This window comes from Roseovarius sp. MS2 (assembly GCF_051447875.1).
Lineage (GTDB): Bacteria > Pseudomonadota > Alphaproteobacteria > Rhodobacterales > Rhodobacteraceae > Roseovarius > Roseovarius mucosus_A.
In genome coordinates this window covers 2,639,921-2,666,486 of record NZ_JBKHVF010000001.1, presented here as the reverse complement: position 1 = coordinate 2,666,486, position 26,566 = coordinate 2,639,921, and the positions used below count along the sequence as shown (strand labels likewise).

Here is a 26,566-nt window from a genome sequence, read left to right as displayed (position 1 = left end):
AATTTGCCCGAGCCGGAGACTCGCCCCCATGGCCCAAGCGTCCACCCCCCGTCCGACCGCCTGTCTAGCCCTTGCCGATGGCTCGCTGTTCTATGGCTACGGGTTCGGCGCGGTCGGCGTGACCACAGCGGAACTCTGCTTCAACACGGCGATGACCGGCTATCAAGAGATCATGACCGATCCCAGCTATGCCGGACAAATCGTGACCTTCACCTTTCCGCATATCGGCAATACCGGCGTGAACATCGAAGACGACGAAACCGCCGAGCCGGTAGCCGAAGGCATGGTGGTCAAATGGGACCCGACCGAGCCGAGCAACTGGCGGGCGCAGGAACACTTGACAAGCTGGCTTGCACGGCGGGGCCGCATCGCGATTGGCGGCATCGACACCCGCCGCCTGACCCGTGCGATCCGTCAGCAGGGCGCGCCGCATGTGGCCCTTGCCCATGATCCCAACGGCAAATTCGATGTCGAGGCTTTGGTGGGACGTGCGCGCAGCTTTGCCGGGCTCGAAGGCATGGATTTGGCCAAGGATGTGACCTGCGCGCAGTCTTATCGGTGGGACGAAATGCGGTGGGCCTGGCCCGAGGGCTATCTGCGCCAAACCGACGCGCGTCACAAGGTTGTTGCGGTCGACTACGGTGCCAAGCGCAATATCCTGCGCTGTTTGGCAAGCGCCGGATGCGATGTGACCGTGCTGCCCGCAAGCGCCACCGCCGAGGATGTGTTGGCCCATTCCCCCGATGGCGTGTTCCTGTCCAACGGCCCCGGCGACCCGGCGGCCACGGGCAAATATGCCGTGCCCATGATCCAAGGTGTGCTCGAGGCGGGGCTGCCGCTCTTTGGCATCTGCCTTGGGCATCAGATGCTGGCCTTGGCGCTTGGGGCTCAGACCATCAAGATGAACCACGGCCACCACGGCGCCAACCACCCGGTCAAGGATCTGGAAACCGGCAAGGTGGAAATCACGTCGATGAATCACGGCTTTGCCGTCGACAGCCAGACCCTGCCCACCGGGGTGGTCGAGACGCATGTCTCTTTGTTTGATGGATCAAACTGCGGTATCCGGATCAAGGATCGTCCGGTCTTTTCGGTGCAGCACCACCCCGAAGCCAGCCCCGGTCCGCAAGACAGCTTTTACCTGTTTGAGCGATTCGCGGCCTCTATGGCCAAATAAGTCCAAATAATCCCTCGGCTGTTAACCTGTCGTTAAAACATCGTTAACCAAGCGCGCCCTAGTCTTTCCTCAACCGCAAGGGGAAAGGTCGCGATATGGGAATTTCCGAACTGCGTCACATGCGGGCGCAAGGGTCTGGCGCGCGGGTGCCGATCAACCCACTGGGCCGCGAATTGGTGCGCGCCGGTAAGATCAGCCGTTCGGATGCCACGCTGGCCGAATTGGTGCGGCGGCATTGCGACACGTCGCTCGACCGCATTCTTCAAGCCGAGGGGCTGGCCACGGAAGACGACTTGCTCGCCGCCCACGCCCGCCGCCTCTCAAGCACGCGGCTGAGCGCCGAGGATGTGATGCGCGCAGAACTGGTTGAGTCCGGTCTTGATCCGCGATTTCTTTTGAAACATGGCGTGCTGCCGATCCAGTCCGCTGCTGGCGTTCCTGTTCTTGCCACTGGCGGGCCAGATAGCCTTGCCTCTCTGCGCCCTGCCCTGCCTCGCAAGCTGGACCGCGCGCGCGTGGTGATGGCCCCGCGCCACGCGATACAGGACCGCATCGCGCATGAGCATCGCGACATCTTGCGCAGCATGGCCGAGGCGCGCGTGCCCGAGATCGAGAGTTGTCGAACCTGGGGTGCCCATCAAAATCGCCGCCTGCACCTGACGCTCGCGGCCCTTGCGGTGCTTGTGGCGCTCAGCCTCGCCTTTCCGATCACGGTTTTTTCCATCTTTGCGGTCTGGGCCTGCTTTACGCTCATCGTCTCTGCCGGGTTGAAAATCGCGGCCTTTGTAGCACAGACCTCTGGCCGCTCTGATGCGCCCCCCGCCCCTTCCTCGCCACGGCCCCTGCCCAAGGTATCAATCCTCGTACCGCTCTTTCGCGAAACCGAGATTGCCCATGCGCTTATCGCCCGCCTCAGTCGCCTGACATATCCGAAATGCCTGCTCGACGTCATCCTCGTACTCGAGGAAGAAGACGCGCTGACCCGTCAGACATTGGCGGGAATTGATCTGCCGCCATGGGTGCGGCCCGTGATCGTACCCGATGGCAAACCACGCACCAAGCCGCGCGCGATGAATTACGCGCTAGATTTCTGTCAGGGCGACATCATTGGCATTTTCGACGCCGAGGATGCGCCCGAGGCCGATCAGATCACGATCATTGCGCGCCGCTTTCAGCAGGTACCCCGAGAGGTGGCCTGCCTTCAGGGCATTCTCGACTATTACAACCCCGGCCAAAACTGGCTGGCGCGCTGTTTCACCATCGAATACGCGGCATGGTTTCGCACCTTGATGCCGGGCATGGCGCGTCTCGGGCTGGCGATTCCCCTTGGCGGGACCACACTCTATTTCCGGCGTGACGTGCTCGAGGAATTGGGCGGATGGGACGCGCACAATGTGACCGAAGATGCCGACCTTGGCTTTCGCCTTGCCCGGCATGGCTATCGCACGGAGATGATCCATACAGTAACCGAGGAAGAGGCCAATTGCCGAGCCTGGCCTTGGATCAAACAGCGCTCTCGCTGGCTCAAGGGGTATATGACCACCTATCTGGTGCATATGCGGCAGCCCAGACTGCTTTATGCACAGCTTGGACCGCGCAAGTTCTGGGGGTTTCAGGCGCATTTCGTCTCGGCGCTTTCACAATTCCTGCTGGCACCGGTCCTTTGGTCCTTTTGGCTGGTTCTCTTTGGCTTGCCCCACCCGCTCGACACGGTCGTCCCACATGCGCTGCTGGTGGCGTTGGGCAGCCTGTTCTTGCTGGTAGAGGTTCTGAATGTCTCTATTCACATGGCTTCGGTCTCGGGGCCGCGACACCGGCATCTGATGGCATGGGCCCCGACGATGCATTTTTACACACCACTCGGGACAATTGCCGCCTATAAGGCGCTGTATGAGCTCATCTTAAAGCCATTCTTTTGGGACAAAACCACGCATGGCCTCTCGGTCACGGCGCGTGGTCAACCAAACTCAGACGGTGGATTTGACCTCTCCGGAATCAAGCTTGAGCCGGGTCACAAAGGCCTTTGAGATGTGATCCCGCAGGGCCTGCGCGGCCCCTGCACTATCATGTGCCTCAATCCCCGCCACGATCGCATCATGTTCGCGCAGCGCATCCTCATCCCGACCGACCGCCGCAAGAGACGTGGTCGCCAAAAGCGCCATGGATCGATGCACAAGGTCCAACTGTTGCACCAGAAAGCGGTTGTGCGAGGCAAGATGTATCTGCTTGTGAAACCGCCGATTGGCACGGGCGAGTTCCACCGGCTTGCCCAAGAGCGCGCGATCATCTTCCACCATATCCCGCAACACCCGCACCTCTTCGGGCGTGGCATGGCGCGCGGCCAGCTCTGCCGCCAGCCCTTCCAACTCTGCCCTCACCACATAAAGCTCGGCCAACTGATTGTAATCCAAAGAGGACACGATCAGGCTGCGCCCGTCGCGGGTGAGCATGGATTGCGTTTCAAGCCGCTGCAACGCCTCGCGGATGGGCGTGCGCGACACACCAAAGCGTTCGGCCAGATCGCTCTCGACCAGACGGTCTCCGGGTTTGAAGATGCCGACATCGATTGCCTCAAGGATCAACGAATAGGCATCTGTAGGGGGCGGTTTCATCGGCATGTCCGTTTGTTCTGTGCATTGGCTGGGAACCTTACGCGCTTTGAGCGCGGGATCAAGCCTTGGGCGATTGCGCGCAATGTCGCGCCCGCTTATATCAGCGCCATGCCCAAACCTGATTTCACCCATATCCGCACCTGGGTCTTTGACCTCGACAACACGCTATACCCGCCTTCTGCCCGCCTTTTCGATCAGATCGAGGCGCGGATGACCCGGTTTGTAATGGATATGCTGCGTGTCACCCATGCCGAGGCAGACCGGCTGCGACATGACTATTGGCGTGAACATGGCACGACGCTGGCGGGGTTGATGCGGCTACATGATCTCGATCCCGGGCCCTATCTTGAGGCGGTGCATGACATTTCGCTCGATAAGCTGGAACCGGATGCCGCGCTCAATACCGCCATTCGCGCCCTGCCGGGGCGCAAGATCGTCTATACCAACGGCTCTGCCCCCTATGCCGAGCGGGTGATCGCGGCGCGCGGGCTTTTGGGGGCGTTTGACGCCGTTTACGGCGTGGAACACGCAGGCTACCGGCCCAAACCGGAACCCGAGGCGTTTCGGACCATTCTGACACAAGACCAGAGCGCCCCCGATACAGCCGCCATGTTCGAGGATGAGCCCCGCAATCTCGCGGCCCCGCATGCCATGGGAATGCGAACCGTGCATGTCGCCCCCGAGCGGATCGAAGCCGAACACATCCATCACCACACCGATGATCTGGGCGGGTTTCTGGCGCGGCTGATCTAAGCGCTGCGGCGATACGTCCCTTTGATCGCGGGGGGCGGGACATATTTACGCATCACAAGAGTAATCTTTGATCCATGAGGCCCGCCATGACCGCGACGACAGCCCCCACCACTGCCGCCCACGACACCGCCAAAAGCCATGATCCCGATGCCGCCGCCGTTGGCCCGATCCTGCTCAGCGTGGCGGTTTTTCTGGCGGGATGGGCGACGAGCATTGCGATCTGGGGCATTCCGGGGCTTTATATCCCGGCACTGGCGCTGGTTCCGGTCATCTGGGTGATGCTGATCCTGATTTCTCGGGGCTGAGCCGACGCTAGATCCCATTTCGGAGACTTTGAGAATGACGCAGGCGTCGTATGATATCGTGGTTTCAGGCGGCGGTGTTGCTGGCCTGACCGCGGCTGCCGTCTTTGGCAGCGCGGGGTTTTCGGTTCTTTGCGTCGATCCAGCCCCGCCTGTGACGGCGCGCGATGCGGCTGGATCAGACCTGCGCACCACGGCATTCCTGCAGCCGGCGCAGGCGCTCCTTGATCGGGCGGGCCTTTGGGCACGTCTTGCGCCGCATGCCACGGACCTGCAAGTCATGCGGATCGTCGATGCGGGTGGCGAATTGCCCGAACCCCGCGTCGTGCGCGAATTCAACGCCAGCGATATTTCCGAGCGCCCTTTTGGTTGGAACCTGCCCAACTGGCTTTTGCGCCGTGAAATGGTGGCGCATCTGGAAAGCCTGCCCTCGGTCACGTTCAAACCCGGCACCGGCACCGCCACGCTCTTTACCCGCGAAGCCGAGGCGCGCGTGGGGCTGAGCGACGGCACTCGGGTGCGATGCCGCTTGGTGATCGCTGCCGATGGGCGGGGCTCCCCTATCCGCGAGGCGGCAGGAATTCACGTTAAAACAACGCGTTACGGTCAAAAGGCGCTTGCCTTTGCCGTCACCCACCCAATCCCGCATGACAATGTCTCGACTGAAATCCACCGTTCTGGCGGGCCGTTCACCCTTGTGCCCCTGCCCGATCACGACGGGCGGCCATCCTCGGCCATCGTCTGGATGGAAGAAGGGCCAGAGGTTGCGCGTTTGGCCGCCCTGCCGGAGCCCGAACTCGAGGCTGCGATGAATGTGCGCTCTTGCCACCTCTTTGGCCCGCTGACATTGGCATCACGCCGCACCGTCTGGCCGATCATCAGCCAAGTCGCAGAGCGCATGTCAGGCGAGCGCGTGGCGCTTGTCGCCGAGGCTGCGCATGTCGTGCCACCGATTGGCGCGCAGGGCCTCAATATGTCGCTTGGCGATATGCGGGTGTTGCTGGAACTGGCCGAGGCGAACCCCGAGGCTTTGGGCGACCGCACCATGCTCGACACCTATCATCGTCGCAGGCATTTCGAGGTGCAGGCGCGCGTGACGGGGATCGACCTGCTCAATCGCGCGTCGATGCTGAGCACACAGCCATTGCGGGATGCGCGCGCACAGGCGCTGAGCGCGATTTACTCGCTGGCCCCAGTGCGCAAAACCCTGATGCAGATGGGTCTTGGCGCACGGGGCTAAAGCTCAGAGCACCTTGTCTAGGACCGTTTCCAACCGCTTGAGTGCGGCGGGCACGTCATAGAGTTTATCTAGACCAAAAAGCCCAAGACGGAAGGTGCGAAAGCCCTCGGGCTCGCCCACTTGCAGCGGCACGCCGGCGGCAATCTGCATACCTTCTGCCATGAATTTCTTGCCATTCTGGATATCGGGATCGCTGGTGTAGCTGACGACAACGCCGGGCGCGCCAAAGCCTTCGGCGGCGACAGAGGTCACGCCGCGCGCGGCCAGCATCGCGCGTACGCCATTGCCCAAGTCCCATTGCGCATCGCGCAGCCGCTCGAACCCATAATCGCGGGTCTCGATCATCGTGTCGCGGAATCCGCGCAGCGCGTCGGTGGGCATGGTCGCGTGATAGGCATGGCCGCCCTTTTCATAGGCCTGCATGATCGCGCGCCATTTCCTCAGGTCGAGCGCAAAACTGTCGGACGTCGTTTCTTCCAGCCGTTCCAGAGCGCGCGCCGAAAGCATCACCAAACCGGCAGAAGGCGAGGCCGACCACCCTTTTTGCGGCGCAGAAATCAGCACATCAACGCCCGTCGCGCGCATATCAACCCAAGCACAGCCCGAAGCGATGCAATCCAGCACCAAGAGCGCGCCCACCTCATGCGCCGCCTTGGCCAAGGCGGTGATGTAATCGTCAGGCAGGATCAACCCCGCCGAGGTTTCCACATGCGGGGCAAAGACCACGTCGGGCTTTGCTTCATGGATTTTTGCCACGACCTCTTCGATGGGGGCCGGGGCAAAGGGCGTGGTCGCCCCGTTGCCAGTTTGCCGGGCCATGCAGACTGTGGTGTCAGAGGTGAACTGTCCTGCGTCGAAAATCTGGCTCCAGCGAAACGAGAACCAGCCGTTGCGCACGACAAGCGCATGTGCGCCACGGCCAAACTGCCGGGCGACAGATTCCATCGCATAAGACCCGCCACCGGGCACTAGCGCCACCGCATCCGCGGCATAGACATCCTTGAGCATGGATGAAATGTCGCACATAACCTCTTGAAAAGAGGCAGACATATGGTTGAGCGAGCGATCGGTGAACACCACCGAATACTCCAAAAGTCCATCGGGATCGACATGGTCAAGCAGGGCCGTCATGGAATGTCTCCTCTATCTTGCGGGCAAGATGGCGCGGGATCACCCATAAGTCCAGTGCGGCACGTCATCCGATGGGGCCGGGGCGGCGCTCCTCGCTCAAAAGGACATTCGCCTCGACATCGCCCACCCCCGGCAGGGTCATGATCCGGCGGCGCAAAACACGTTCAAAATCAGAAATATCGCGCGCCACGACCCGCAGGCGATAATCGTAAAGTCCCAAGATATGCTCAACCGTCTGCACTTCAGGGATGGCGCTGACGGCGCGCTCGAAATCTTCCAGACTGACCCGGCCCTTGGTGGCAAGTTTGACGCCAAGGAATACCGAGACTCCGAAACCGAGCTTCTCGTGATCTAATTCAAGGCGTTGCCCCTTGATGACCCCCGTATCGCGCAACCGTTGCAGGCGTCGCCATGTGGCGGGCTGAGACAGGCCAAGGGTGCGGCCAATCGCGCTTGCAGATTGAGTGGCATCGCGCACCATCTCGCGCAGGATCAGCCGGTCGAGGGTATCAAGCTCGATCACAGCGGCAGCACCTCGTCGGATTTGATCCGCGCCACATGCATCAGCGCCTCGATATCGGCGATATGCGGCAGGGTCAGGATGGCGCTGCGATAAAGCTGTTGGTAATGCGCCATATCGCGCGCAATGACCGAAAGGCGCAGATCAACACGGCCAAGAAATGTCTGTATTTCAATGACTTCAGGCACGTCTCTCGCGGCGTCGATGAACTCGTCAAAGGCGCGGGGCTGTGTTTTATCCAGCGTGATGCGCAACGACACCTCAACCTCATAGCCAAGCGCGCGCCAGTCGATCACGGCGCGGTTGGCCCGGATCACGCCCTCTTGCTGCATCCGCTCTAGCCGGCGGGCGCAGGTTGCCGAGGTCACGCCCGCGCGCTCTGCAAGGTCCGACGCCCCAAGGGTGGGGGCATGTTGATAGTGGCGCAAGATGCGGCGATCAGTATCATCGAGCATAGTTTCTTCCATATTCTAGCTTATGGAGAATGATTACGCTGAACTTTACCAGAAATAATCCGAAATCACCAGTCTCTTTCGCCCGGTCATGCCTATGATGCGCCTATCAACCGAAGAGGAGAACGCCATGCGCGTCTATTACGATCGTGACTGTGACATCAACCTGATCAAAGACAAAAAGGTCGCCATTCTTGGCTATGGCAGCCAAGGTCATGCCCACGCGCTTAACCTGCGGGATTCAGGCGCAAAAAATCTGGTCGTCGCCCTGCGCGAAGGCTCGAAATCGGCAAAGAAGGCCGAGGCTGAGGGCCTAAAGGTCATGGGTATCGCAGAAGCCGCAGCTTGGTGCGACCTGATGATGTTCACCATGCCCGACGAATTGCAGGGCGAAACCTATCGCAAATACGTGCATGACAACATCCGCCCCGGCGCGGCGATTGCCTTTGCCCACGGCCTCAACATCCATTTTGGCCTGATCGAACCGAAGGAAGGCGTTGACGTCATCATGATGGCGCCCAAAGGCCCCGGCCACACGGTGCGCGGCGAGTATGTCAAGGGCGGCGGCGTGCCCTGCCTTGTGGCGGTCAACAACGATGCATCCGGCAAGGCCTTGGAAATTGGGCTTTCTTACTGCTCGGCCATCGGTGGCGGGCGCTCGGGGATCATCGAGACCAACTTCCGCGAAGAGTGCGAGACCGACCTCTTTGGTGAGCAGGCCGTGCTTTGTGGTGGCCTTGTCGAACTTATCCGCATGGGCTTCGAGACGCTGGTCGAAGCGGGCTATGCCCCTGAAATGGCTTACTTTGAGTGCTTGCACGAGGTGAAGCTGATCGTCGATCTGATCTATGAAGGCGGTATCGCCAACATGAACTATTCGATCTCGAACACCGCCGAATATGGTGAATATGTCAGCGGTCCGCGGGTTCTGCCCTATGAGCAGACCAAGAAAGAGATGAAGGCCATTCTGCGCGACATTCAGACCGGCAAATTCGTGCGTGATTTCATGCAGGAGAATGCCGTGGGCCAGCCTTTCTTTAAGGGCACGCGCCGCATGAACGACGCGCATCAGATCGAAGAAGTCGGCCAGAAGCTGCGCGCCATGATGCCGTGGATTTCCGCAGGCAAGCTGGTGGATCAAAGCAAGAACTGAAGTCCTTGAAATCCAAAGCGAAAGGGCATCCCCTGCGGGTGCCCTTTCGTGTCTGAAAGGCCCCTCCATGCAAGAGATTTCCGCACTCAACTGGCTGAGGATCGGTGCCTTGGGCGTGATCTGGGGCGCGTCCTTTATGTTCGTTTCGGTCGCGTTGACCGGGGCGGGACCGTTCTTCGTGGCGGCGGTGCGGATCGTGTTGGGGGCGGGGTTTTTGCTCTGTCTGCTGCGGTTGAAAGGGCGGAAATTGCCCGCTTTGCGCGGTCCGGGTGGGGCGCGCATCTGGCAATTCGCACTTGTCATGGCGTTGTTTTCAAACGTTTTACCATTCATCCTCTTGTCTTGGGCACAGCAATCTGTGGCCTCGGGGTTTGCCGGGGTGTGTATGGCGGCGGTGCCGCTTTTGATCTTGCCCTTGGCGCATTTTCTGGTGCCCGGAGAGCGGATGCATGTGCGGCGTTTGGTGGGGTTTGTTCTGGGTACGACGGGGGTTGTCGTGTTGATCGGGCCAGAAGCCTTCACTTCGACCGGTAAGGATCTGGAATCCTTGGCAAGATTGGCCTGCCTTGGGGCGGCGGGGGGCTATGCGATCGGCTCGATTGCTACACGTCTGTCGCCAGAGGTGGATCGTTTGTCGCTGTCCGCTTTGGTGTTGACGCTGGCAGCGGGGATGATTGTGCCCTTGGCGTTGGTGGTTGAGGGGTTGCCTACTGATTTGAATACAAAGAGTTTATTGGCCTTGCTCTATCTTGGCATCCTGCCAACTGGCGTGGCGCAACTGTTGCTGGTGCAGGTCAACCGCGAGGCGGGGCCGAGTTTTTTCAGCCTTGTCAATTACATGGTGCCGGTGTGGTCGGTGATCCTTGGGGCGCTCGTGCTGTCCGAGGTTTTGCCGCCAAGTTTGCTGGCGGCGATGACGCTGATTCTGGTCGGTGTTGGCATGAGCCAATGGGGCGCTTTGCGGCGGGTCTTTGGCGCAAGGTGAGCCTTACAGAGCTTACGAAATCACCCCGGATTTTGTAAGGTTCAGCCCCATGCGTGCGCCCAGATCAGGATTTGGTAAGAAACCGGCCGCATCCTGTGGACAAGTCACAGCCCTGAAGCTGATTTTGAAAAGCCTAGGCGCGCGGCGCGGCGAGAGTGGCGCGCCAGAGATCAAGTGCGGCGCGGGTCTCGGGGACGTCATGCACGCGCAGGATCTGCACCCCTTGCGCCACACCGCCCAAGGCCACGGCGAGAGAGCCGGGGATACGGTCAGCAGCAACCGGCGTGCGGCTGATCTCGCCGATAAAGCGCTTGCGCGAGGCACCAAGAAGAACGGGACAGCCGAGGCTGTGAAAGAGCGAGAGGTTTTGCAGGAGGGTCAGGTTATGCGCAACAGTCTTGCCAAAGCCGATACCGGGGTCGGTTATGATGCGCGCACGAGGGATACCAAGGGCCTCAAGCGCCTCGATCCGGGCGGCGAGCCAGTCGTAGACATCGAGCAGCACATGGTCATAGCGCGGGTCTTGCTGCATGGTCTCGGGCGAGCCTTGGGCGTGCATCACACAAACCGGCAGGGCATGGGTGGCGGCATAGGGGGCCAAGGCGGGATCATAGGTTAGCCCCGCCACATCGTTGATCAGATTGGCCCCCACCGCATGAGCGGCCTGCGCCACCGCCGCCTTGCGGGTGTCGATGGAAATGGGCGTGGTCAGGCCCGCGCGCAGGGCCGAGATGATCGGGGCGGTGCGGGTGATTTCATCCTCAACGGGCACGGGGGCGGCACCGGGGCGGGTGGATTCGCCGCCCACGTCCAAAATTGCGGCCCCGTCACTGGCCATCTGACGGGCATGGGCCAGCGCCACTTCGGGATCAAAATGCTGACCGCCGTCGGAAAAGCTGTCTGGGGTGACGTTTAGAATACCCATGATCTGCGGCGCGGTCATATCGAGCCCCGCCACCGGCGCGCGCGGCGTGGTGAGGCGATGCAGCGCCTCAATCGGCAGGTCAGCGGCGGGCATGAGGTAAGAGGGCGCGGTGCGATCCAGCACCTCGACCGTATCGAACCAGCACCAGCCGCCCGCAAGCGTCAGCGCGCCGGCGGGGCGGGCGGGATCGGTGCGGGGGATGGGACGGTAATAGGGCATATGGGGCCTCAACGCGGCATGGGGATCAGGCCGGTGAGGTAAGCGGGTGAACCCCTGCGGTCAAGCCCGCCTGCGCGGGATCAAACGCTGGCATCCGGGGCGGGGCGCACCTGAACGCCGTTGATGCGCCAGCCCTCTGGCGTCTCGATCATCTCATAGTCTACGATCCAGCCCGCGCCCGCCGCATCCACGACGCGCACGCCTTGCCAGAGCCGCCCGGCAATCTCGCGCATCTCAAGAAAGGTCACGTCAGAGGGACGCCAGACCATCGGATAACCGTCGCGCACCATGGCGCCGAATTGCTCGGGGGTTGCGAATTTCTGCTGGATGAAGGGGCTGGCATAGCCATAGGCGCGGCTGACATCCTGTGCCAGAAACGCCTCGATCTGCGCGGTGATGACAGCCTGTGCCCCCTCTTGTGCGCGCAGGGGCGCTGCGAGACCGAGCATCAGGATCAAAGACAGAATGATAGAGCGCATGGCACACCTCTCGCTATGCCAGAGATAGCCCCCTCTATGATTGCGTCAAGCGGTCAGGGTTTTTGCAGCGTTTCGAGATAGGCCACCAGATCAATCACCGGCTGGCTGGTCAGGATGATTTGTCCGCGCTCGGTCTTGAGGCCGGTATCGCGATCCTCAAAGAAGCTGCCATAGATCGGCATCGGGCTGCCGTGCGACACCAGCGGATCACGCCCGTCGATGCGACGCACCACCCGTTCAACCGGGAAATGGCCATTGTTGGTGGCCCTGAGCGCGGTGAGATCGGTGGGAAGCAGTGTCAGCACCGCCCGCATCGGGCCAAAGCCGGTGGCGTCATGCCCATGGCAGGCGGCGCAATAGCGTTCATAGGTCTGGGTTCCGGCTCGGATGTCCTGGGCTTGCGTGGCGTTTGTCAAAGTGAGGCTTGCCAAGATTACGATCGAGAGTGTCGCGCGCATAAGAGGTCTCCTTGCGGTGTCCAAAGGCGGTGGTTCTCTTTTATAGGTCTGGAGCGTGCCCCATGCCTTGATCGGGATCAACCGGCCAGATCGCGCACCTGCGCCCAGAGCGGATCCGGGACGGTGACGGGATCGCACGGCTTTTTGCCCTGCCCCGGCATGCGCGCGCCTGCGTCCGTGGTTGCACCCTCGGCCACCTGCGCCAGCCGGTCGAAGAAGACACCGGATAGGTCCGGGTCCATCAGCAGGTAATATTGCCCCAGATCATGCGGCGGGCCATTCGGTGCCTTGAGCGGGTTCACATCGCGGCTGACCACGCCGCCGGTCAGGCCTGCGGCCAAAAGCTCGGCCATGAGGCCAAGGCCCCAGCCTTTGGCCCCGCCGATGCTGACCAAGGAGCCGCTCAGCGCCGCCTCGGGATCGGTGGTGGGGTTTCCCTTAACGTCAAGCGCCCAGCCCAGCGGGATAGGCTGGCCTGCCGCCTTGGCCATGGTGATCTTGCCCAGCGCCACGACTGTGGTCGATTGATCGAATTGCATGGCAAGGCCGCCCTGCCGGTCTGGCACGGAAAAGGCGATGGGATTGGTGCCGATCACCCGCGTCTTGCCGCCCGGTGCGGCAACGATGGGCGAGGCATTGGTCATCCCCAATCCGATCAGCCCGCGCCGTGCGATCTGTTCTGTAAAATAGCCCAGTGAGGTGCAGGTATGGGCGTGACCGATGGCAAGGCTGGCGACGCCATTGATCCGCGCGGCTGCGGCGGCACGGTCGATGCCACGGGCAAAGGCGGGTTGGGCAAAGCCCATGCGCGCATCGACCAAGACCGCGCCGGGGCGCGGTTGGCTTACCTCTGGCTCGACCGTGCCGTTGACGCGACCTGTCTGCAATTGCTGGCAATAGCTTTCTAGGTAGTAGAGGCCGCAGATGCGGTTGCCGATGCTTTCGGCGGCGCGCACAGCGCGGGCCACCTCGGCGGCGATCCAAGGGGCCGCCCCATGCCGAATGAGGGCTGCAGTGGTGCGCGTTTCGATCTCGTGCAAGGTGATATCGGCCATGGCTCTGCCCTCTTGTGATAGCTGCGCGCCAGCTATGGGTGCGGGGGGTGGGCGCGGTCAATCCAATCCTTTTGAAGCAGAGTTCAGCCCAGCCGAAGTGACGGCGGTTGGCGGGGCCTTGCAGGGGATGGTGCGATGCTCTTGCCCCTTGGGGCCAAGGCGGGGTAAGAGCAGCAAAAGAACACACAAGGGAAAGGCAGCATCATGCGGCGTGTCGTTGTCACAGGTCTGGGTCTGGTAACCCCGCTGGCTGATGGGGTCGAACTGACCTGGAGCAGGCTATTGGCGGGGCAATCGGGGGCGGGAACCATCATCCGCTTTGACCCCGTCAATGTGGTGACGAAATACGCCTGCCAGATTCCCCTTGGCGATGGCACCGATGGCACGTTTCATTCCGATAAGTACATGGAGCCGAAAGAGCGCCGCAAGGTTGATGATTTCATCCTCTATGGCATTGCCGCTGCCCAACAGGCGGTCGAGGATTCAGGCTGGATGCCCGAGGATGAGGCCGCGCGCGAACGTACTGGCGTGATGCTGGGATCGGGCATCGGCGGGCTGCGCTCGATCGAGGAAACGGCCGGTATCATCCGCGAAAAAGGCGTGCGGCGGGTATCGCCGTTCTTCATTCCCGGCGCGCTGATCAACCTGATCTCGGGTCAGGTGAGCATTCGCTATGGGTTCAAGGGACCGAACCATTCGGTCGTGACCGCCTGCGCCACCGGCGCGCATGCGATTGGCGATGCGGCGCGGCTTATTCAGTGGGGCGACGCGGATGTGATGGTGGCGGGCGGGGCCGAAGCCTCGATCTGCGAGATCGGGATTGCCGGGTTCAACGCGTGCAAGGCGCTCTCGACCAAGCGCGCGGATGATCCTCAGGCCGCAAGCCGCCCCTATGACGCGGACCGCGACGGGTTTGTCATGGGCGAAGGTGCGGGCGTGGTGGTGCTTGAGGAATACGAGCATGCCAAGGCGCGTGGCGCGAAAATCTATGCCGAAATTCTGGGCTATGGTCTGTCGGGCGATGCCTATCACATCACCGCCCCCTCCGAGACGGGCGATGGCGGGTTCCGGGCGATGCAGGCGGCGCTACAGCGCGCCGGTCTGAACCCATCGGATATTGATTACGTCAACGCGCATGGCACATCGACCATGGCGGATACCATCGAATTGCAGGCGGTAGAGCGGCTCTTGGGCAATGCGGCGGCGAATGTGACGATGAGTTCGACGAAATCATCGGTCGGGCATCTTTTGGGGGCTGCGGGCGCGGTTGAGGCGATCTTTTGCATTCTGGCAATCCGTGATCAGGTGGCCCCGCCCACCATCAATCTGGACAATCCATCGGTGGAAACGCCGCTTGATCTGGCCCCCAATGCCAAGCGCGAGCGCAAGATTGACGTGGCGCTGAGCAACAGCTTTGGCTTTGGCGGCACCAATGCGGCGCTGATCGTCGGGAAACCGCGCTGATGTGGCGACACATCGTCTCGAATTTCCTGACGCTGCTGGTGGTGGCGGTGTTTCTGCTGGGCGGGGTGATCCTCTGGGGGCAGCAGCAGTATTCGGCGCGCGGGCCGTTGTCGGATGCGATCTGCCTGCGGGTTGAACCGGGCAGCACCATGCGCCGGGTCTCGAGCCGGTTAGAGAGCGACGGGGCGGTGACGAGCGGCGCGATTTTCCGCATCGGTGCGGAATATTCCGAGAAGGACGCGTTGCTTAAGGCCGGAAGCTGGCTGATCCCGGAAGCGGCCAGCATGGCGGAGATCACCGATATCATCACGCGCGGTGGGGCCAGCACCTGTGGAACCGAAGTTGTGTATCGCCTGGGCGTGACAAGCGCCGAAGTGGTGGTGCGGGAATTGGACGCCGCCACGGGCCGCTATGAGGAACGGGCCAAATTCGATCCAGCCGCCGAGGGCGAGGTTCCGGCGGAATTCACGCAGGTGCGCGAACAGGCCGATACGCGCTATCGCGTGGCCTTGGCGGAAGGCGTGACAAGCTGGCAGGTGGTCGAGGGGTTGAAATCCGTCGATGTGCTGACCGGCGAAGTAGCCGAGGTGCCAGCCGAGGGCACGCTTGCCCCCGACAGCTATGAGGTGCGCGCCGGCGACACGCGCGAGAGCGTGCTGACCCGGATGAGCGAGGCGCAGGCGGTCATTCTGGCAGCCGCGTGGCAAGGGCGGGCCGAAGGCCTGCCGCTGCAATCCGCGCAAGAGGCGCTGATCCTCGCGTCGATCATCGAAAAGGAAACCGGCGTGGCGGATGAGCGGCGGCAAGTGGCCAGCGTGTTCGTCAACCGGCTCAATCGCGGCATGCGGCTCCAGACTGATCCGACGGTGATTTATGGCGTGACCGAGGGCAAGGGCGTGTTGGGCCGGGGTCTGCGGCAGAGCGAATTGCGCGGCGCGACGCCCTGGAACACCTATGTGATCGAGGGGCTGCCGCCCACGCCCATCGCCAATCCGGGCCGCGCTAGCATCGAGGCAGCAGTTGATCCCGACACCACGGATTACGTGTTCTTCGTGGCCGATGGCACCGGCGGCCATGCCTTTGCAGAGACTTTGGACGAGCATAACCGCAACGTCGCCCGCTGGCGCGCCATCGAGGCAGAGCGCGGGAATAACTGAGGGGTTAAGGGGCGTTTCCAAGCGGCGAGCCGCGCGGTCGCTGGGCCGGGGTCTAGCGAAACAACGGAATTGGATGCCACTTTATGCCAGCCAAGGCCGTATGACCCATCAGAGTAGTGCTACGCCTCAAAATCGCTAGGCCGTCACACCAGAGGTGTGCCGATATAACGCGGCGCACCTTCGGTGCGACGGACGGCCCAGCGATCGCGCGGCGGCGCGTACCGCGCCTTGTTCCGCGCGGGTGACATACTGACCATGCGTTAAAGCCCCCTCACCGCCCCCGGATCCTCGGATCGAGCGCATCGCGCAACCCGTCGCCCATATAGTTGATCGACAGCACCGTGAGCGAGATGCCAAGGCCGGGCCAGAACACGCGCTCGGGGTAGTCTTGTAGATACTGCGTGGCGTCGTTCAAGAGCCGCCCCCATGTCGGGAAATCGGGGGGAAATCCCAAGCCGAGGAACGACAGTGCGCTTTCAGTGATGATCGCATTGGCGATGCCGAGCGTGGCCGAGACCATGATTGGCGACATCACATTGGGCAGGATATGCCGGGTGATGAGGCCGAAATTGGTGGTTCCGATAGAGCGGGCGGCGAGGATGAATTCGCGTTCTTTCAAGGCCAGCACATCGCCGCGCACGATGCGGGCGGTGGGCATCCAGCTTGTCACGCCAATGGCCACCACGATGAGGATGAAAATACCCCGCTCGGGGCCGAACACGCCATTGAGCGCCTCACGGAAGAGCAGCACCATCACCAAAAGAAGCGGCAGAAGCGGCAGCGACAGGAAGAGATCGGTGAGGCGCATGAGCGGCCCGTCAAGGCGGCGAAAGAACCCCGCCAGAACCCCGACCAGTGAGCCGAGCACAAGCGCCAAGAGCATCGCCGTCAACCCCACCGCAATCGAGGTCTGCCCCCCCGCCATCATCCGCGCCAGCGTATCGCGGCCCAGTTGATCGGTGCCAAAGGGATGCGTCCAGCTTGGCCCCTGATTGCGGGCGCGAATGTCGATGAACGTGGCGTCATAGGGCCAGACCAGCGGGCCAAGAAAGACAGCGGCGATGATGACGAGCAGAACGATCCCGCCAATCAGCGCGCCCCGGTGGCTCTTGAACTGATCCCAGACATCGCGCCATTGGCTGCGCGGCGGGGCGGTGGGGCCGGTATCCTTGAGGGCCGCGATGGGGGTTTGGGGTTCAGTCATAGCGAATCCTCGGGTCGAACACGCCGTAGAGCACATCGGCGACGATGTTGAAAAACACGATCAGCACCGCGATCATGAAGGTCACGGTTTGCACCATCGGTAGGTCGTTGGCCTCGATCGCGGTGATCAGAAGCTGGCCAAGCCCGTTCACCTTGAAAATCTGTTCGGTGATGATCGCCCCGCCAAAGATCGACGGCACGCCAAGGGCGATGACCGTGATCACCGGGATCATTGAGTTGCGCAGCACATGCACCATGACCACCGACCATTCCGACAGCCCCTTGGCACGCGCCGTGCGCACGTAATCCTGACCCAGATTGTCGAGCATCGAGGCGCGCATGAAGCGGCTGATCTGGGCGGTCGTTTGCAGCGCCAGAACCATGACCGGCATGACCATCTGCATCAGTTGCTGTTTGAACGTGGTCCAGTCCACCACCACCAGCGTGGTGTCATAGATCGAGGGCAGCCAGCCCAGTTGCACGGAAAAGATCACGATCACCAACACGCCGGAAAAGAACGGCGGCACGGAATAGCCGACCATGGTGATGAAAGTGCCGGTCTGATCGAATACGGAATATTGCCGGTAGGCGGAATAGATGCCGATAGGCAGCGCAATAAGGATGCCCACCACATAGGACATCGCCACCACCCAGAGGGTCTGCGGCATGCGCTGCACGATCACATCCATCACCGGCGAGCGGAATTGCCAGCTGAGCACGCGCTGCTGCCCCTCGGCCATGCTCGTGCCAAAGAGCCAGTCGATCAGCATCATCGGCTCGACCACAAAGAATTGCCACATCCATTTGACGAAACGGATATGCGTGGGCTCGCCCAGACCAAGCGCCAGACGCATCTTTTCCTTGACGTCGGGGGGCACGGTCAGCGGCACCTGCGCCATCGGGTCGCCGGGGGCCAGTTCGAGCAGGAGAAAGATCACGAGGCTGATGAACAGCAGCGTCGGGATCGCGAGGACAAGCCGTCGGATCGTATAGGTCAGCATGCGCGGCGCCTTTGCGGGTCGTTCTTATCGTTGTCGGGCAAGCAAGGCGCCGCCCCGGAGAATGCCCCGGAGCGGCCTTTGGCGTCAGATCACTTGATCCGGAACCAGTCGGCGGCGTTCCACAGCTCGGTGTCCCAGGTGTTCAGCTCTACCCCGCCCAACGAGTTGGAGCGGGCCGAGACGCGGCCACGGTCCACCAGCGGCACGATGGTGTAGCTGTCCTTGGTCAGCATGTCGTTGAGTTTCTTGGCAATCTCGCCGCGCTTGTCCAGTTCGGCGGTGCGGCCCAGTTCTTTGACCAGCGCATCATAGGCGGGATCGCAGAAGCGGTTGATATTCTCGCCCTGCCACTGGGTTTCGGGGCGCGGGGCCTTTTCGCAGGTGTAGCCCGCCAGATAGCTTTGCGGATCGGTGCCGTCGAAGTTGTTGGCATACATTTCCACATCGGCATAGAATTTGGGGAAGGTATCGGGGCTGCCCGGATCGCTGCCAAAGAACACCGAGGCAGAGATGTTGCGCAGTTCGGTTTCAACGCCGATTTCGGACCACCACTGTTTGATCAGCGCCTGAAAATCCTGACGCACGGCATTGGTCGAGGTCTGGAATAGCAGCGACAGCTTCTTGCCATCCTTTTCGCGGATGCCGCCTGCGCCCACGGTCCAGCCTGCCTCTTCCAAGAGCGCCTTGGCGCCTTCGATATCCTGCGTCAGGCAATCGGTATTGTCCGAGGCAAAGATTTCCGGTGCCGGCACCAGGTTGCAGGTGGGTCGCCCCGCCTTGCCATAGCCGATTTCGGTCAGCAATGCGCGGTCGATCGCCATCGAGAGCGCCTTGCGCACGCGCAGGTCGGTCAGGATCGGGTGCGGATGTTTGGCGGTGGCGCGCTCGCCTTCGGGCAGGTCGGGCGACGGATCGGTCATGTTCATCTCGATCCGTTCGACCAGCGTGCCAAAGGCCGACATGGCCACGCCTTTGCCCGCCGCCTCCATATTGGCGATCACGTCGGGGGCAAGTTGCAGGTTCCATGCATAGTCGAATTCGCCGGTTTCCAGCACCGCGCGCCCTGCCGCCGTGGCATCGCCGCCGCCCTTAAAGGTCATCGTGGCAAAGCGCGGCTTGGCCGGGTCGCGGTAATTGGGGTTGGCCGAAAGCGAGATCACGTCATTGGGGCGGAATTCATCCACCTTGAAGGGGCCGGTGCCGATGGGGGCGAAATTGGCATCGGCGCATTCCTGCGCCTTGGCCCCCAGACAGTCGGCGAATTGCGCGGCCTGAATGATCGGGGCCTGACCGCCCATGAAGGGTCCATAGGGCACCGGGGTGGGCTGGGAAAAGTTCACCTTGACGGTCAGATCGTCGATCACTTCGACCGAGGAGACACCTTCGTATTTGCCAAGCTGGGCGCAGCCGCCTTCGGGGTGCATGCAGTATTCGGCGGTAAATTTCACGTCATCGGCGGTAAAGGGCGTGCCATCCGACCAGGTGATGCCCGGCTTGATCTTCCATGTAATCGAGGTGAGATCCTCGGACACGCCGCCATTGGCGACGGTGGGGATTTCTTCGGCCAGATAGGGGATCATCTCACCCTTGGTGTTGTAACGGCCCAAGGGTTCGATCACGAGGCTGGCGGCCTCAACCTCTTTGGTGCCGCCCGAAAGATAGGGATTCATGATGGACGGCGCTTGCCAATAGATCAGGTTCACATGGCCATCCGCGCCACGCTCTGCCATCGCGACAGAGGCGAGGCTGGTGGCGGCGGTTGCGCCAAGCAATAGGGATTTCAGGGTCATGGCTTTGGTCTTCCTCCGATGTTGGACAGCGATTTTTAGGCCGTCTCATTCGTTGATCCGCGGCACGTTAGGCTTGGCCGGGCGCATGCCGTGTCCGGTGCGGGGCTCCCACAACCTTGACTGGCATGGGCATCTCAGACCGGAACCTGATAAAATGCAAGCATTCCATTTGCGCGATTGTTCAACATCGCGTGCAACGTGCGGCGTTGTTTGACAGGGGCGCGCGAAAGTGAGTAGCGTTTAAGCATCATCCCCTGAATACAGAGGCAGCGCCCATGCTGGATACGCCCATTGTCCAGATCGAGAATCTCCGGGTTGCGTTCGAAACGCGGGATGGCCCGGTGGTGGGGGTCGAGGATGTGTCCTTTGCCGTGAACCCCGGCGAGACGGTCTGTATCGTGGGCGAGAGCGGGTCTGGCAAATCGGTGTCATCGTTGTCGTTGATGCGGCTGATCGAGTATGGCGGCGGCACGATTGCGGGTGGGCGTATCCTGTTTGACCGCAAAGAGGGCGGCACGGTCGATCTGGCCAAGACGGATCAGAGCCTGATGCGCACGATCCGGGGCAATGAGATCGGGATGATCTTTCAAGAGCCGATGACCGCGCTTAACCCGGTTTTTACCGTGGGGCGGCAATTGTCCGAGGGGCTGCGCGTGCATCGCGGCCTAGACAAGGCGGCGGCACGGGCGCAGGCACTAGAGCTATTGCGCGAGGTGCGTATCCCAGAGCCGGAGCGGCGGTTGCAGCAATATCCGCATGAATTGTCTGGCGGGATGCGACAGCGGGTGGTGATCGCCATGGCCTTGGCGTGCAAGCCGCGCCTGCTTATTGCGGACGAGCCGACGACCGCGCTTGACGTGACCATTCAGGCCGAAATTCTGGCGTTGATTGATCGGCTCAAGCGCGAAACCGGCACGGCGGTGATTTTCATCACCCATGATATGGCCGTGGTGGCGCAGATGGCGGACCGGGTGGTGGTGATGTTTCGCGGCACCAAGGTCGAAGAAGGGCCGGTTGCACAGATATTCGAAGCGCCAAGCCATGACTATACCAAGGCGCTGCTCGCCGCTGTGCCCAAGCTGGGCGAGATGCGGGGCAAGGTCTGGCCAGAGCCGATGCGCCTTTTGGGATCGGACGCGCAAGAGATCAAACCGATCAAGGGGCACGACAAAGAGCTGTTGCGCGTCAAGGGCTTGACCACGCGCTTTCCGGTCAAGGGTGGGTTCTTTCGCCGGACGCTGGCCAATGTGCATGCGGTCGAGGATCTGTCCTTTACCCTGCAAAAGGGGCGCACGCTGTCGCTTGTGGGGGAATCGGGCTGTGGCAAATCCACTGCGGGCCGCTCGATCCTGCGGCTGGTCGAGCCGATGGCCGGCGAGGTGGTGCTGGACGGTGTCGATATCATGGCGCTTGCCCCGCGCGATCTGCGCCGCGCCCGCGTGGATATGCAGATGGTGTTTCAAGACCCGTTCGCCAGCCTCAATCCGCAGATGAAGCTGGCGGCGCAGGTGGCAGAGCCGATGAAGAATTACGGGCTGGTGTCCGCCTCAGAGATCGAAGACCGGGTGGCGATGCTGTTTGACCGGGTGGAATTGCCGCGCTCTTTCCTGCGGCGCTTTCCGCATGAGTTGAGCGGCGGGCAGCGGCAACGGGTGGCGATTGCCCGTGCGCTGGCCCTCAACCCCAAGCTCATCGTCGCGGATGAGGCGGTGAGCGCGCTCGATGTCAGCGTGCAGGCGCAGGTGCTCAACCTCATGATGGAATTACAGGCCGATTTGGGCCTGAGTTACGTCTTTATCAGCCATGACATGGCCGTGGTCGAACGCGTGAGCCATGATGTGGGCGTCATGTATCTGGGCCGCATTGTCGAACGGGGGCCGCGCGCGGCGGTGTTCGAAAACCCGCAACATCCCTATACGCAGGCCTTGATGAAGGCGGTGCCGATTGCCGATCCAAAGCTGCGGAAATCCGAAAAGGATCTGAATTTCAAGCCGATCCCCTCGCCCATCCACCGGGTCGGATACGATCCGGGACCATCGGTGTATAAAGAGGTGGATCCGGGGCATTTCGTGCTGACCTCAGAAAGCGGGTATTGAGCATGGTCGCGCGATTGACGCCGCTCGAGATCATGGAGCGGCTGGTGGGTTTTCCGACTGTGAGCCGCGACAGCAATCTGCCTTTGGTGGAGTGGGTCGAGGAGTATCTGGCGAGCCACGGGATAGAATCGCATCGCCACTATGACGAGACGGGCGAGAAGGCCGCGATTTTCGCGCATGTCGGGCCTTGGGTGGCGGGGGGTGTCGTGCTCTCGGGTCATACCGATGTGGTGCCGGTGGATGGCCAGCCTTGGGCTAGCGATCCCTTTGCCGTGGTCGAACGTGACGGTAAATATTACGGGCGCGGGTGCTGTGACATGAAAGGATTTGACGCGCTGGCGATCTGGGCCTTGGTCGAGGCGCATCATTCCGGCGTGGCGCGGCCCCTGCAACTGGCGCTGAGTTATGACGAAGAGGTGGGCTGTCTGGGCGCGCCACCGATGATTGAGCGCATGCTCGAAGTGCTGCCGCGCGCGGAGCTGGCCATTATCGGCGAGCCGTCGATGATGCAGGCGGTCACGGGCCACAAGGGCGGGATTGGCTATAACGTGCATGTGGTGGGCTATGAGGTGCATAGTTCGCTGATGCACACCGGCGTCAATGCGATCATGGCCGCAGCGCCCTTGATCGACTGGGCCAATGCCCGCAATGCCGAAAACCGGGCGCAACCGGCAACAGAGCTGGCCGCGCTGTTCGACCCCCCTTGGACCACGCTGCATGTGGGGCAGATTTCGGGGGGCACGGCGCATAACATCACCGCCAAAGACTGCTACTTTGGCATGGATATGCGGATGGTGCCGGGCGAGGATGCCGAAGACTGGGGTGCCCGCTTTGAGGCAGAGGTGCGCGCGGCAGAGGCGGCGATGCAGGCGGTGCGCCCTGAGGCGCGGATTGACCTGCGCCCCCGTTTCCGCGTGCCGGGGCTGCAACCCGAAGAGGCGGGCGCGGCAGAGGGCCTCGTGCGCCAGATCACCGGCGACAATGGCCGCCATGTGGTCAGTTACGGCACCGAGGCTGGGCAGTTTCAAGAAGCGGGCTATTCCGCCGTGATCTGTGGCCCCGGCGATATCGCGCAGGCGCATCAGCCCGATGAATATATCACCGTGGCGCAATTCGAGGCCGGGCACGCGTTCATGCGCGCGCTCTTGGGGCGGTTGGCGGGGTGAGGGGGATAAATCAGAGGCATCGAACAAAAGAGTATTCTTTTGATGCTCTATGCTTCGACCTCTACCTAACTTCTGAACACATCAACCCAAAGTTTTTGAATTTCATTTGGTATTTTCTTGGGATCATGATGCCTCCCAAAATTATCGAAAGCAGTCCCAACCCTTGAACTCCAGTCCGGTAGATACCCGAGGTCGGTTAGTTGTACGGGCGAGCAGCAAAACACGATAGAAACAAACCACAAAGTTGTGTTGTGGTTATATGATTGATTATGTTGATCAATCTTTGGGTAAGTGAGTTCCGGTTCGTTTGTTCCTAAAAAATCCATGATCATTGCAAGAGATGCTTCGCCAGACAAAAACGCTTTGTGCAAATCCGGCCTAACCACTGAACTGACGATCAGGACGCATAAAACGTCTCTCCAGCCGTCCAAGAGATTTGCTCTCGTTGCGTCGGACGGAAGAAGGGCAATTCGCGCAAGAACTTTGCCCACATCCCTGAGAGAAACCTCTTCGTTTCTGGCTACAAGCCCCAGAAGGTTTATGGTCCTTTCTGACACTTTCTTTGGCAGCTCCATTTCAGAACTTGCCTGAGAAGCGTAAGTTACGATCGCTTGAGTACCATTCCTGCGGTCTATGATTTGAGGCAGAGAAAATGACAGATTTATAAACTTCCTAAGGTATCGCTCTGCGTCAATATCGCCGCCGTACCGAGCTTTTACAGTATTCTCGAGCGCCTGCCCGTTCACCCCGAGAATAAAGTGTACTTTTGGAACCGAAAAGAAATGCTTGATAACCTCCAAGACAGATAACGCATAGTCTGGACGACAACGGTCTAATTCATCAACGACGATGACTATCGGAGCTTCAGTTTTACTTGTTAAATCTGACAGTAAGTCTTTGAACGCAATCATAGCATCCTTGCGCGCGCGCTCTGCATCCCAGAGGTCCAGAGCGGCACCTTTGACTTCTGAGCCGATAGTCTCGGCGACGATGTCACCCATATCGTCCAGATGTTGTTTCGCGCCAAAAGTTGCAAGATTGAGCCCAATCGCCAATGCCGGTCGAGCAAGCTTTTTGGCGGCTGCCTTCCAACGTTCTAGCGTCTTTTTGCCTTCGTCTGGTATCCGCAAGCTGACGGCAGCGATAATGGAGACAAGAGGGTCGGACAAATAGTCATTCTCGAAGGCATCAAAGTATACCGTAGTCGCCCTACCCTCATTCTCTAGCGAATGTGCGGCAACCCATCGTTTCAAAAAGAAAGTTTTACCGGAGCCCCATTTATCATCTAACGCGATCACAAGCGGATCTTCTATCCTTTCAACCAAGTCGGAAAGTTGCTTTGAAATTGTACGACGACCAAGCAAGTCGTCTTCGAAACCCGTCTCGTAAAGGACTAAATCACCATCTTGCGGAAACAAATACATAAATACTCCGTGAGCCAAGGTCCAGAATTCAACTTTGATGCAGTAACCCACATCATTCTTCAATCATCACAATCAGAACAGCTATTTTAGCGCGAGTGCAAACATAATATTCTCGCGCAAGCCGAGCTATTGAGGCGCTGTTGGTTTAAGTTCTGAAGCCACCTAGTTGTATGGACCAACCCTCCACTCTTGCCCCGCCCCCTGCCCTAGGATACTCCGACGCCATCAAGCATTTCCTCTCAAAGGTGCCCTGCCCATGCGTCTGAGCCGTTATTTTCTGCCCGTTCTCAAGGAAACCCCCGCGGAGGCGCAGATTGCCTCGCATCGGCTGATGCTGCGGGCGGGGATGATCAAGCAGGCGAGCGCCGGGATTTATTCCTGGCTGCCCTTGGGGTTCAAGATCCTGCGCAAGCTGGAAAACATCGTGCATGAAGAACAGGTGCGCGCCGGCCATATTCCGGTCTTGATGCCAACGCTGCAATCGGCGGATCTGTGGCGGGAATCCGGGCGCTATGACGATTACGGCGCGGAAATGCTGCGGATCAAGGACCGGCATGATCGCGACATGCTCTATGGTCCGACCAACGAAGAGCTGATCACCGATATTTTCCGGGCGCATGTCGGCAGTTACAAAGACCTGCCGCTGACGCTCTATCACATCCAGTGGAAATTCCGCGACGAGGTGCGGCCCCGGTTCGGCGTCATGCGGGGTCGCGAATTCCTGATGAAGGACGGGTATAACTTTGACCTGACCAAGGAAGACGCGCTGCACGCCTATAACCGCCATATGGTCAGCTATCTGCGCACCTATGAGCGGATGGGATTGCAGGCCATTCCGATGCGGGCGGATAGCGGCCCAATTGGTGGCGATGACACGCATGAATTTCTGGTTCTGGCCGATACCGGCGAATCAGAGGTGTTCTATGACAGCGCCATCACCGATCTGCGCCTTGGCGGCCGTGTGGTGGATTACGCCAGCCGCGCCGAATGCGAGGCCATCGTCACCGAATGGACCACGCCCTATGCGCGCACCGACGAGACGCATGATGCCGCGCTTTACGAGGCGATCCCCGACGCGCGCCGCCGCGCCAGCCGGGGCATCGAAGTGGGCCAGATTTTCTATTTCGGCACCAAATATTCCGAACCGATGGGGGCCAATGTGCAGGGGCCGGATGGCAAATCCGTGCCGGTGCATATGGGCAGCCATGGCATTGGCGTGAGCCGCCTGATCGGGGCGATCATCGAGGCCAACCATGATGACAAGGGCATCATCTGGCCCGAAGGGGTGACGCCGTTCCATGCGGGCATCGTGAACCTCAAGCAAGGCGATGCCGAGGCGGATGCCGCCTGCGAGGCGCTTTATGCGTCGCTGGTGGCCTTGGGGATGGAGCCGCTTTACGATGACCGCGACGAGCGGGCGGGCGGCAAGTTTGCCACGATGGACCTGATCGGCCTGCCGTGGCGCATCACCGTGGGGCCGCGTGGATTGAAGAATGGCGTGGTCGAACTGACCAGCCGCCGCACGGGCATCAGCGAGGAATTGCCGCCCGAGCAGGCGGTGGAAAAGCTGGCGCAGATCTATGCGGGGCATGTGCTGCGGCCGAGTTTGTGAGGGTGTGAGGGGGAGAGCCGCGCGGTCGCTGGGCCGGGGTCTAGCGATGCAACGGATTTGGCTGCCATTTTATGCTAGCCAAACCCGTATGACCCCTCAGCAATGCGATCCCACTCAAAATCGCTAGGCCGCGGGACGGCCCAGCGATCCGCGCGGCGGCGCTACGCGCTTTGATTCCGCGCGGGGGAGATC

At 61.0% G+C, this 26,566-nt stretch carries 24 protein-coding genes; 12 read left to right on the top strand and 12 right to left on the bottom strand.

Translation table 11 applies throughout. The features are described from left to right. The first annotated feature begins 28 nt into the window (after positions 1-28). Together carA and ACLGGT_RS13115 are read left to right on the top strand one after the other, a co-directional pair. A complete protein-coding gene (carA, locus tag ACLGGT_RS13120; protein ID WP_008280094.1) occupies positions 29-1,177 on the top strand; it encodes a glutamine-hydrolyzing carbamoyl-phosphate synthase small subunit in 1,149 nt (382 codons plus the stop codon). A 95-nt stretch (positions 1,178-1,272) separates the two neighbouring features. Then, positions 1,273-3,204: a glycosyltransferase family 2 protein gene (locus ACLGGT_RS13115; RefSeq protein ID WP_437196418.1), complete on the top strand. Its 1,932-nt coding sequence runs from the start codon at positions 1,273-1,275 to the stop codon at positions 3,202-3,204. Here ACLGGT_RS13115 and ACLGGT_RS13110 read toward each other — a convergent pair. Next, positions 3,145-3,795 carry a GntR family transcriptional regulator gene (locus ACLGGT_RS13110; protein ID WP_008280092.1) on the bottom strand — a complete coding sequence of 217 codons (651 nt, stop codon included), beginning with the start codon at positions 3,793-3,795 and terminating at the stop codon, positions 3,145-3,147. The two genes, ACLGGT_RS13115 and ACLGGT_RS13110, sit on opposite strands and share 60 nt — an antisense overlap. Before the next feature lie 102 nt (positions 3,796-3,897). On the opposite strand from ACLGGT_RS13110, the gene ACLGGT_RS13105 reads away from it, so the two are divergent. The 3 genes from ACLGGT_RS13105 (at position 3,898) to ACLGGT_RS13095 (ending at position 6,084) form a co-directional block, all read left to right on the top strand. After that, positions 3,898-4,542, top strand: a complete 645-nt coding sequence (locus ACLGGT_RS13105; RefSeq protein ID WP_037297349.1) for a pyrimidine 5'-nucleotidase — start codon at positions 3,898-3,900, stop codon at positions 4,540-4,542. 86 nt (positions 4,543-4,628) lie between these two features. Continuing rightward, entirely contained in the window at positions 4,629-4,847 is a 219-nt protein-coding gene (locus ACLGGT_RS13100) for a hypothetical protein (protein WP_008280090.1), read from the top strand. A 34-nt stretch (positions 4,848-4,881) separates the two neighbouring features. Further along, the gene (locus tag ACLGGT_RS13095; protein ID WP_437196417.1) at positions 4,882-6,084 is read left to right on the top strand and encodes a UbiH/UbiF family hydroxylase; all 1,203 of its coding nucleotides are present in this window, start codon (positions 4,882-4,884) and stop codon (positions 6,082-6,084) included. Positions 6,085-6,087: 3 nt separating this feature from the next. Here the strand turns inward: ACLGGT_RS13095 and ACLGGT_RS13090 are convergent, their stop codons facing one another. The 3 genes from ACLGGT_RS13090 to ACLGGT_RS13080 form a co-directional block, all read right to left on the bottom strand. Further along, positions 6,088-7,215 (bottom strand): aminotransferase class V-fold PLP-dependent enzyme, encoded by a 1,128-nt coding sequence (locus ACLGGT_RS13090; protein ID WP_437196416.1) that lies wholly within the window; start codon positions 7,213-7,215, stop codon positions 6,088-6,090. A 64-nt stretch (positions 7,216-7,279) separates the two neighbouring features. Next, a complete protein-coding gene (locus ACLGGT_RS13085; protein WP_422002189.1) occupies positions 7,280-7,738 on the bottom strand; it encodes an Lrp/AsnC family transcriptional regulator in 459 nt (152 codons plus the stop codon). Beyond that, entirely contained in the window at positions 7,735-8,190 is a 456-nt protein-coding gene (locus ACLGGT_RS13080; RefSeq protein ID WP_081508656.1) for an Lrp/AsnC family transcriptional regulator, read from the bottom strand. Before ACLGGT_RS13080 ends, ACLGGT_RS13085 begins: the two co-directional genes overlap by 4 nt. A gap of 127 nt (positions 8,191-8,317) precedes the next feature. Here ACLGGT_RS13080 and ilvC point away from each other — a divergent pair, with 127 nt between their 5' ends. Further along, on the top strand, positions 8,318-9,340 hold the full coding sequence (gene ilvC, locus ACLGGT_RS13075) for a ketol-acid reductoisomerase (RefSeq protein ID WP_081508039.1): 1,023 nt from the start codon (positions 8,318-8,320) through the stop codon (positions 9,338-9,340). 67 nt (positions 9,341-9,407) lie between these two features. Further along, a complete protein-coding gene (locus ACLGGT_RS13070) occupies positions 9,408-10,325 on the top strand; it encodes a DMT family transporter (protein ID WP_437196414.1) in 918 nt (305 codons plus the stop codon). A gap of 133 nt (positions 10,326-10,458) precedes the next feature. Here the strand turns inward: ACLGGT_RS13070 and folP are convergent, their stop codons facing one another. The 4 genes from folP to ACLGGT_RS13050 form a co-directional block, all read right to left on the bottom strand. Then, the gene (gene folP / locus ACLGGT_RS13065; protein WP_437196413.1) at positions 10,459-11,469 is read right to left on the bottom strand and encodes a dihydropteroate synthase; all 1,011 of its coding nucleotides are present in this window, start codon (positions 11,467-11,469) and stop codon (positions 10,459-10,461) included. Between the two features lie 80 nt (positions 11,470-11,549). Further along, entirely contained in the window at positions 11,550-11,948 is a 399-nt protein-coding gene (locus ACLGGT_RS13060; RefSeq protein WP_151978742.1) for a DUF4864 domain-containing protein, read from the bottom strand. 53 nt (positions 11,949-12,001) lie between these two features. Further along, entirely contained in the window at positions 12,002-12,406 is a 405-nt protein-coding gene (locus ACLGGT_RS13055; protein WP_081508036.1) for a c-type cytochrome, read from the bottom strand. Positions 12,407-12,483: 77 nt separating this feature from the next. Further along, positions 12,484-13,461, bottom strand: coding sequence for an Ldh family oxidoreductase (locus ACLGGT_RS13050; protein ID WP_437196412.1), 978 nt, complete (start codon positions 13,459-13,461; stop codon positions 12,484-12,486). A 204-nt stretch (positions 13,462-13,665) separates the two neighbouring features. Between ACLGGT_RS13050 and fabF the strand changes: the two genes are divergently transcribed. Continuing rightward, on the top strand, positions 13,666-14,925 hold the full coding sequence (fabF, locus tag ACLGGT_RS13045) for a beta-ketoacyl-ACP synthase II (protein ID WP_008280079.1): 1,260 nt from the start codon (positions 13,666-13,668) through the stop codon (positions 14,923-14,925). Further along, a complete protein-coding gene (gene mltG, locus ACLGGT_RS13040; RefSeq protein WP_008280078.1) occupies positions 14,925-16,082 on the top strand; it encodes an endolytic transglycosylase MltG in 1,158 nt (385 codons plus the stop codon). The genes fabF and mltG overlap by 1 nt, the downstream gene beginning before the upstream one ends. A gap of 271 nt (positions 16,083-16,353) precedes the next feature. Here mltG and ACLGGT_RS13035 read toward each other — a convergent pair whose 3' ends face one another. The 3 genes from ACLGGT_RS13035 to ACLGGT_RS13025 form a co-directional block, all read right to left on the bottom strand. Continuing rightward, on the bottom strand, positions 16,354-17,286 hold the full coding sequence (locus tag ACLGGT_RS13035; RefSeq protein ID WP_008280077.1) for an ABC transporter permease: 933 nt from the start codon (positions 17,284-17,286) through the stop codon (positions 16,354-16,356). Further along, a complete protein-coding gene (locus ACLGGT_RS13030) occupies positions 17,279-18,286 on the bottom strand; it encodes an ABC transporter permease (RefSeq protein ID WP_081508034.1) in 1,008 nt (335 codons plus the stop codon). The genes ACLGGT_RS13035 and ACLGGT_RS13030 overlap by 8 nt, the downstream gene beginning before the upstream one ends. 89 nt (positions 18,287-18,375) lie before the next feature. Beyond that, positions 18,376-20,076: a peptide ABC transporter substrate-binding protein gene (locus ACLGGT_RS13025; protein ID WP_437196411.1), complete on the bottom strand. Its 1,701-nt coding sequence runs from the start codon at positions 20,074-20,076 to the stop codon at positions 18,376-18,378. A gap of 275 nt (positions 20,077-20,351) precedes the next feature. Between ACLGGT_RS13025 and ACLGGT_RS13020 the strand changes: the two genes are divergently transcribed. Together ACLGGT_RS13020 and argE are read left to right on the top strand one after the other, a co-directional pair. Further along, entirely contained in the window at positions 20,352-22,172 is a 1,821-nt protein-coding gene (locus tag ACLGGT_RS13020; RefSeq protein WP_008280074.1) for an ABC transporter ATP-binding protein, read from the top strand. Between the two features lie 2 nt (positions 22,173-22,174). After that, the gene (gene argE / locus ACLGGT_RS13015; RefSeq protein ID WP_437196410.1) at positions 22,175-23,338 is read left to right on the top strand and encodes an acetylornithine deacetylase; all 1,164 of its coding nucleotides are present in this window, start codon (positions 22,175-22,177) and stop codon (positions 23,336-23,338) included. A 65-nt stretch (positions 23,339-23,403) separates the two neighbouring features. On the opposite strand, the gene ACLGGT_RS13010 is transcribed toward argE, so the two are convergent. Continuing rightward, complete coding sequence (locus tag ACLGGT_RS13010) at positions 23,404-24,762, bottom strand: KAP family P-loop NTPase fold protein (RefSeq protein WP_437196409.1); 1,359 nt, start codon at positions 24,760-24,762, stop codon at positions 23,404-23,406. A 256-nt stretch (positions 24,763-25,018) separates the two neighbouring features. Between ACLGGT_RS13010 and proS the strand changes: the two genes are divergently transcribed. Then, complete coding sequence (proS, locus tag ACLGGT_RS13005) at positions 25,019-26,374, top strand: proline--tRNA ligase (protein WP_437196407.1); 1,356 nt, start codon at positions 25,019-25,021, stop codon at positions 26,372-26,374. The last annotated feature ends 192 nt before the right edge of the window (positions 26,375-26,566 follow it).

Bases quoted from the DNA above. Each gene is read 5' to 3' on its own strand.
- carA (WP_008280094.1), top strand. From the start codon at position 29: ATGGCCCAAGCGTCCACCCCCCGTCCGACCGCCTGTCTAGCCCTTGCC.
- ACLGGT_RS13115 (WP_437196418.1), top strand. From the start codon at position 1,273: ATGGGAATTTCCGAACTGCGTCACATGCGGGCGCAAGGGTCTGGCGCG.
- ACLGGT_RS13110 (WP_008280092.1), bottom strand. From the start codon at position 3,795: ATGCCGATGAAACCGCCCCCTACAGATGCCTATTCGTTGATCCTTGAG.
- ACLGGT_RS13105 (WP_037297349.1), top strand. From the start codon at position 3,898: ATGCCCAAACCTGATTTCACCCATATCCGCACCTGGGTCTTTGACCTC.
- ACLGGT_RS13100 (WP_008280090.1), top strand. From the start codon at position 4,629: ATGACCGCGACGACAGCCCCCACCACTGCCGCCCACGACACCGCCAAA.
- ACLGGT_RS13095 (WP_437196417.1), top strand. From the start codon at position 4,882: ATGACGCAGGCGTCGTATGATATCGTGGTTTCAGGCGGCGGTGTTGCT.
- ACLGGT_RS13090 (WP_437196416.1), bottom strand. From the start codon at position 7,215: ATGACGGCCCTGCTTGACCATGTCGATCCCGATGGACTTTTGGAGTAT.
- ACLGGT_RS13080 (WP_081508656.1), bottom strand. From the start codon at position 8,190: ATGCTCGATGATACTGATCGCCGCATCTTGCGCCACTATCAACATGCC.
- ilvC (WP_081508039.1), top strand. From the start codon at position 8,318: ATGCGCGTCTATTACGATCGTGACTGTGACATCAACCTGATCAAAGAC.
- ACLGGT_RS13070 (WP_437196414.1), top strand. From the start codon at position 9,408: ATGCAAGAGATTTCCGCACTCAACTGGCTGAGGATCGGTGCCTTGGGC.
- folP (WP_437196413.1), bottom strand. From the start codon at position 11,469: ATGCCCTATTACCGTCCCATCCCCCGCACCGATCCCGCCCGCCCCGCC.
- ACLGGT_RS13060 (WP_151978742.1), bottom strand. From the start codon at position 11,948: ATGCGCTCTATCATTCTGTCTTTGATCCTGATGCTCGGTCTCGCAGCG.
- ACLGGT_RS13055 (WP_081508036.1), bottom strand. From the start codon at position 12,406: ATGCGCGCGACACTCTCGATCGTAATCTTGGCAAGCCTCACTTTGACA.
- ACLGGT_RS13050 (WP_437196412.1), bottom strand. From the start codon at position 13,461: ATGGCCGATATCACCTTGCACGAGATCGAAACGCGCACCACTGCAGCC.
- fabF (WP_008280079.1), top strand. From the start codon at position 13,666: ATGCGGCGTGTCGTTGTCACAGGTCTGGGTCTGGTAACCCCGCTGGCT.
- mltG (WP_008280078.1), top strand. From the start codon at position 14,925: ATGTGGCGACACATCGTCTCGAATTTCCTGACGCTGCTGGTGGTGGCG.
- ACLGGT_RS13035 (WP_008280077.1), bottom strand. From the start codon at position 17,286: ATGACTGAACCCCAAACCCCCATCGCGGCCCTCAAGGATACCGGCCCC.
- ACLGGT_RS13030 (WP_081508034.1), bottom strand. From the start codon at position 18,286: ATGCTGACCTATACGATCCGACGGCTTGTCCTCGCGATCCCGACGCTG.
- ACLGGT_RS13025 (WP_437196411.1), bottom strand. From the start codon at position 20,076: ATGACCCTGAAATCCCTATTGCTTGGCGCAACCGCCGCCACCAGCCTC.
- ACLGGT_RS13020 (WP_008280074.1), top strand. From the start codon at position 20,352: ATGCTGGATACGCCCATTGTCCAGATCGAGAATCTCCGGGTTGCGTTC.
- argE (WP_437196410.1), top strand. From the start codon at position 22,175: ATGGTCGCGCGATTGACGCCGCTCGAGATCATGGAGCGGCTGGTGGGT.
- ACLGGT_RS13010 (WP_437196409.1), bottom strand. From the start codon at position 24,762: ATGTATTTGTTTCCGCAAGATGGTGATTTAGTCCTTTACGAGACGGGT.
- proS (WP_437196407.1), top strand. From the start codon at position 25,019: ATGCGTCTGAGCCGTTATTTTCTGCCCGTTCTCAAGGAAACCCCCGCG.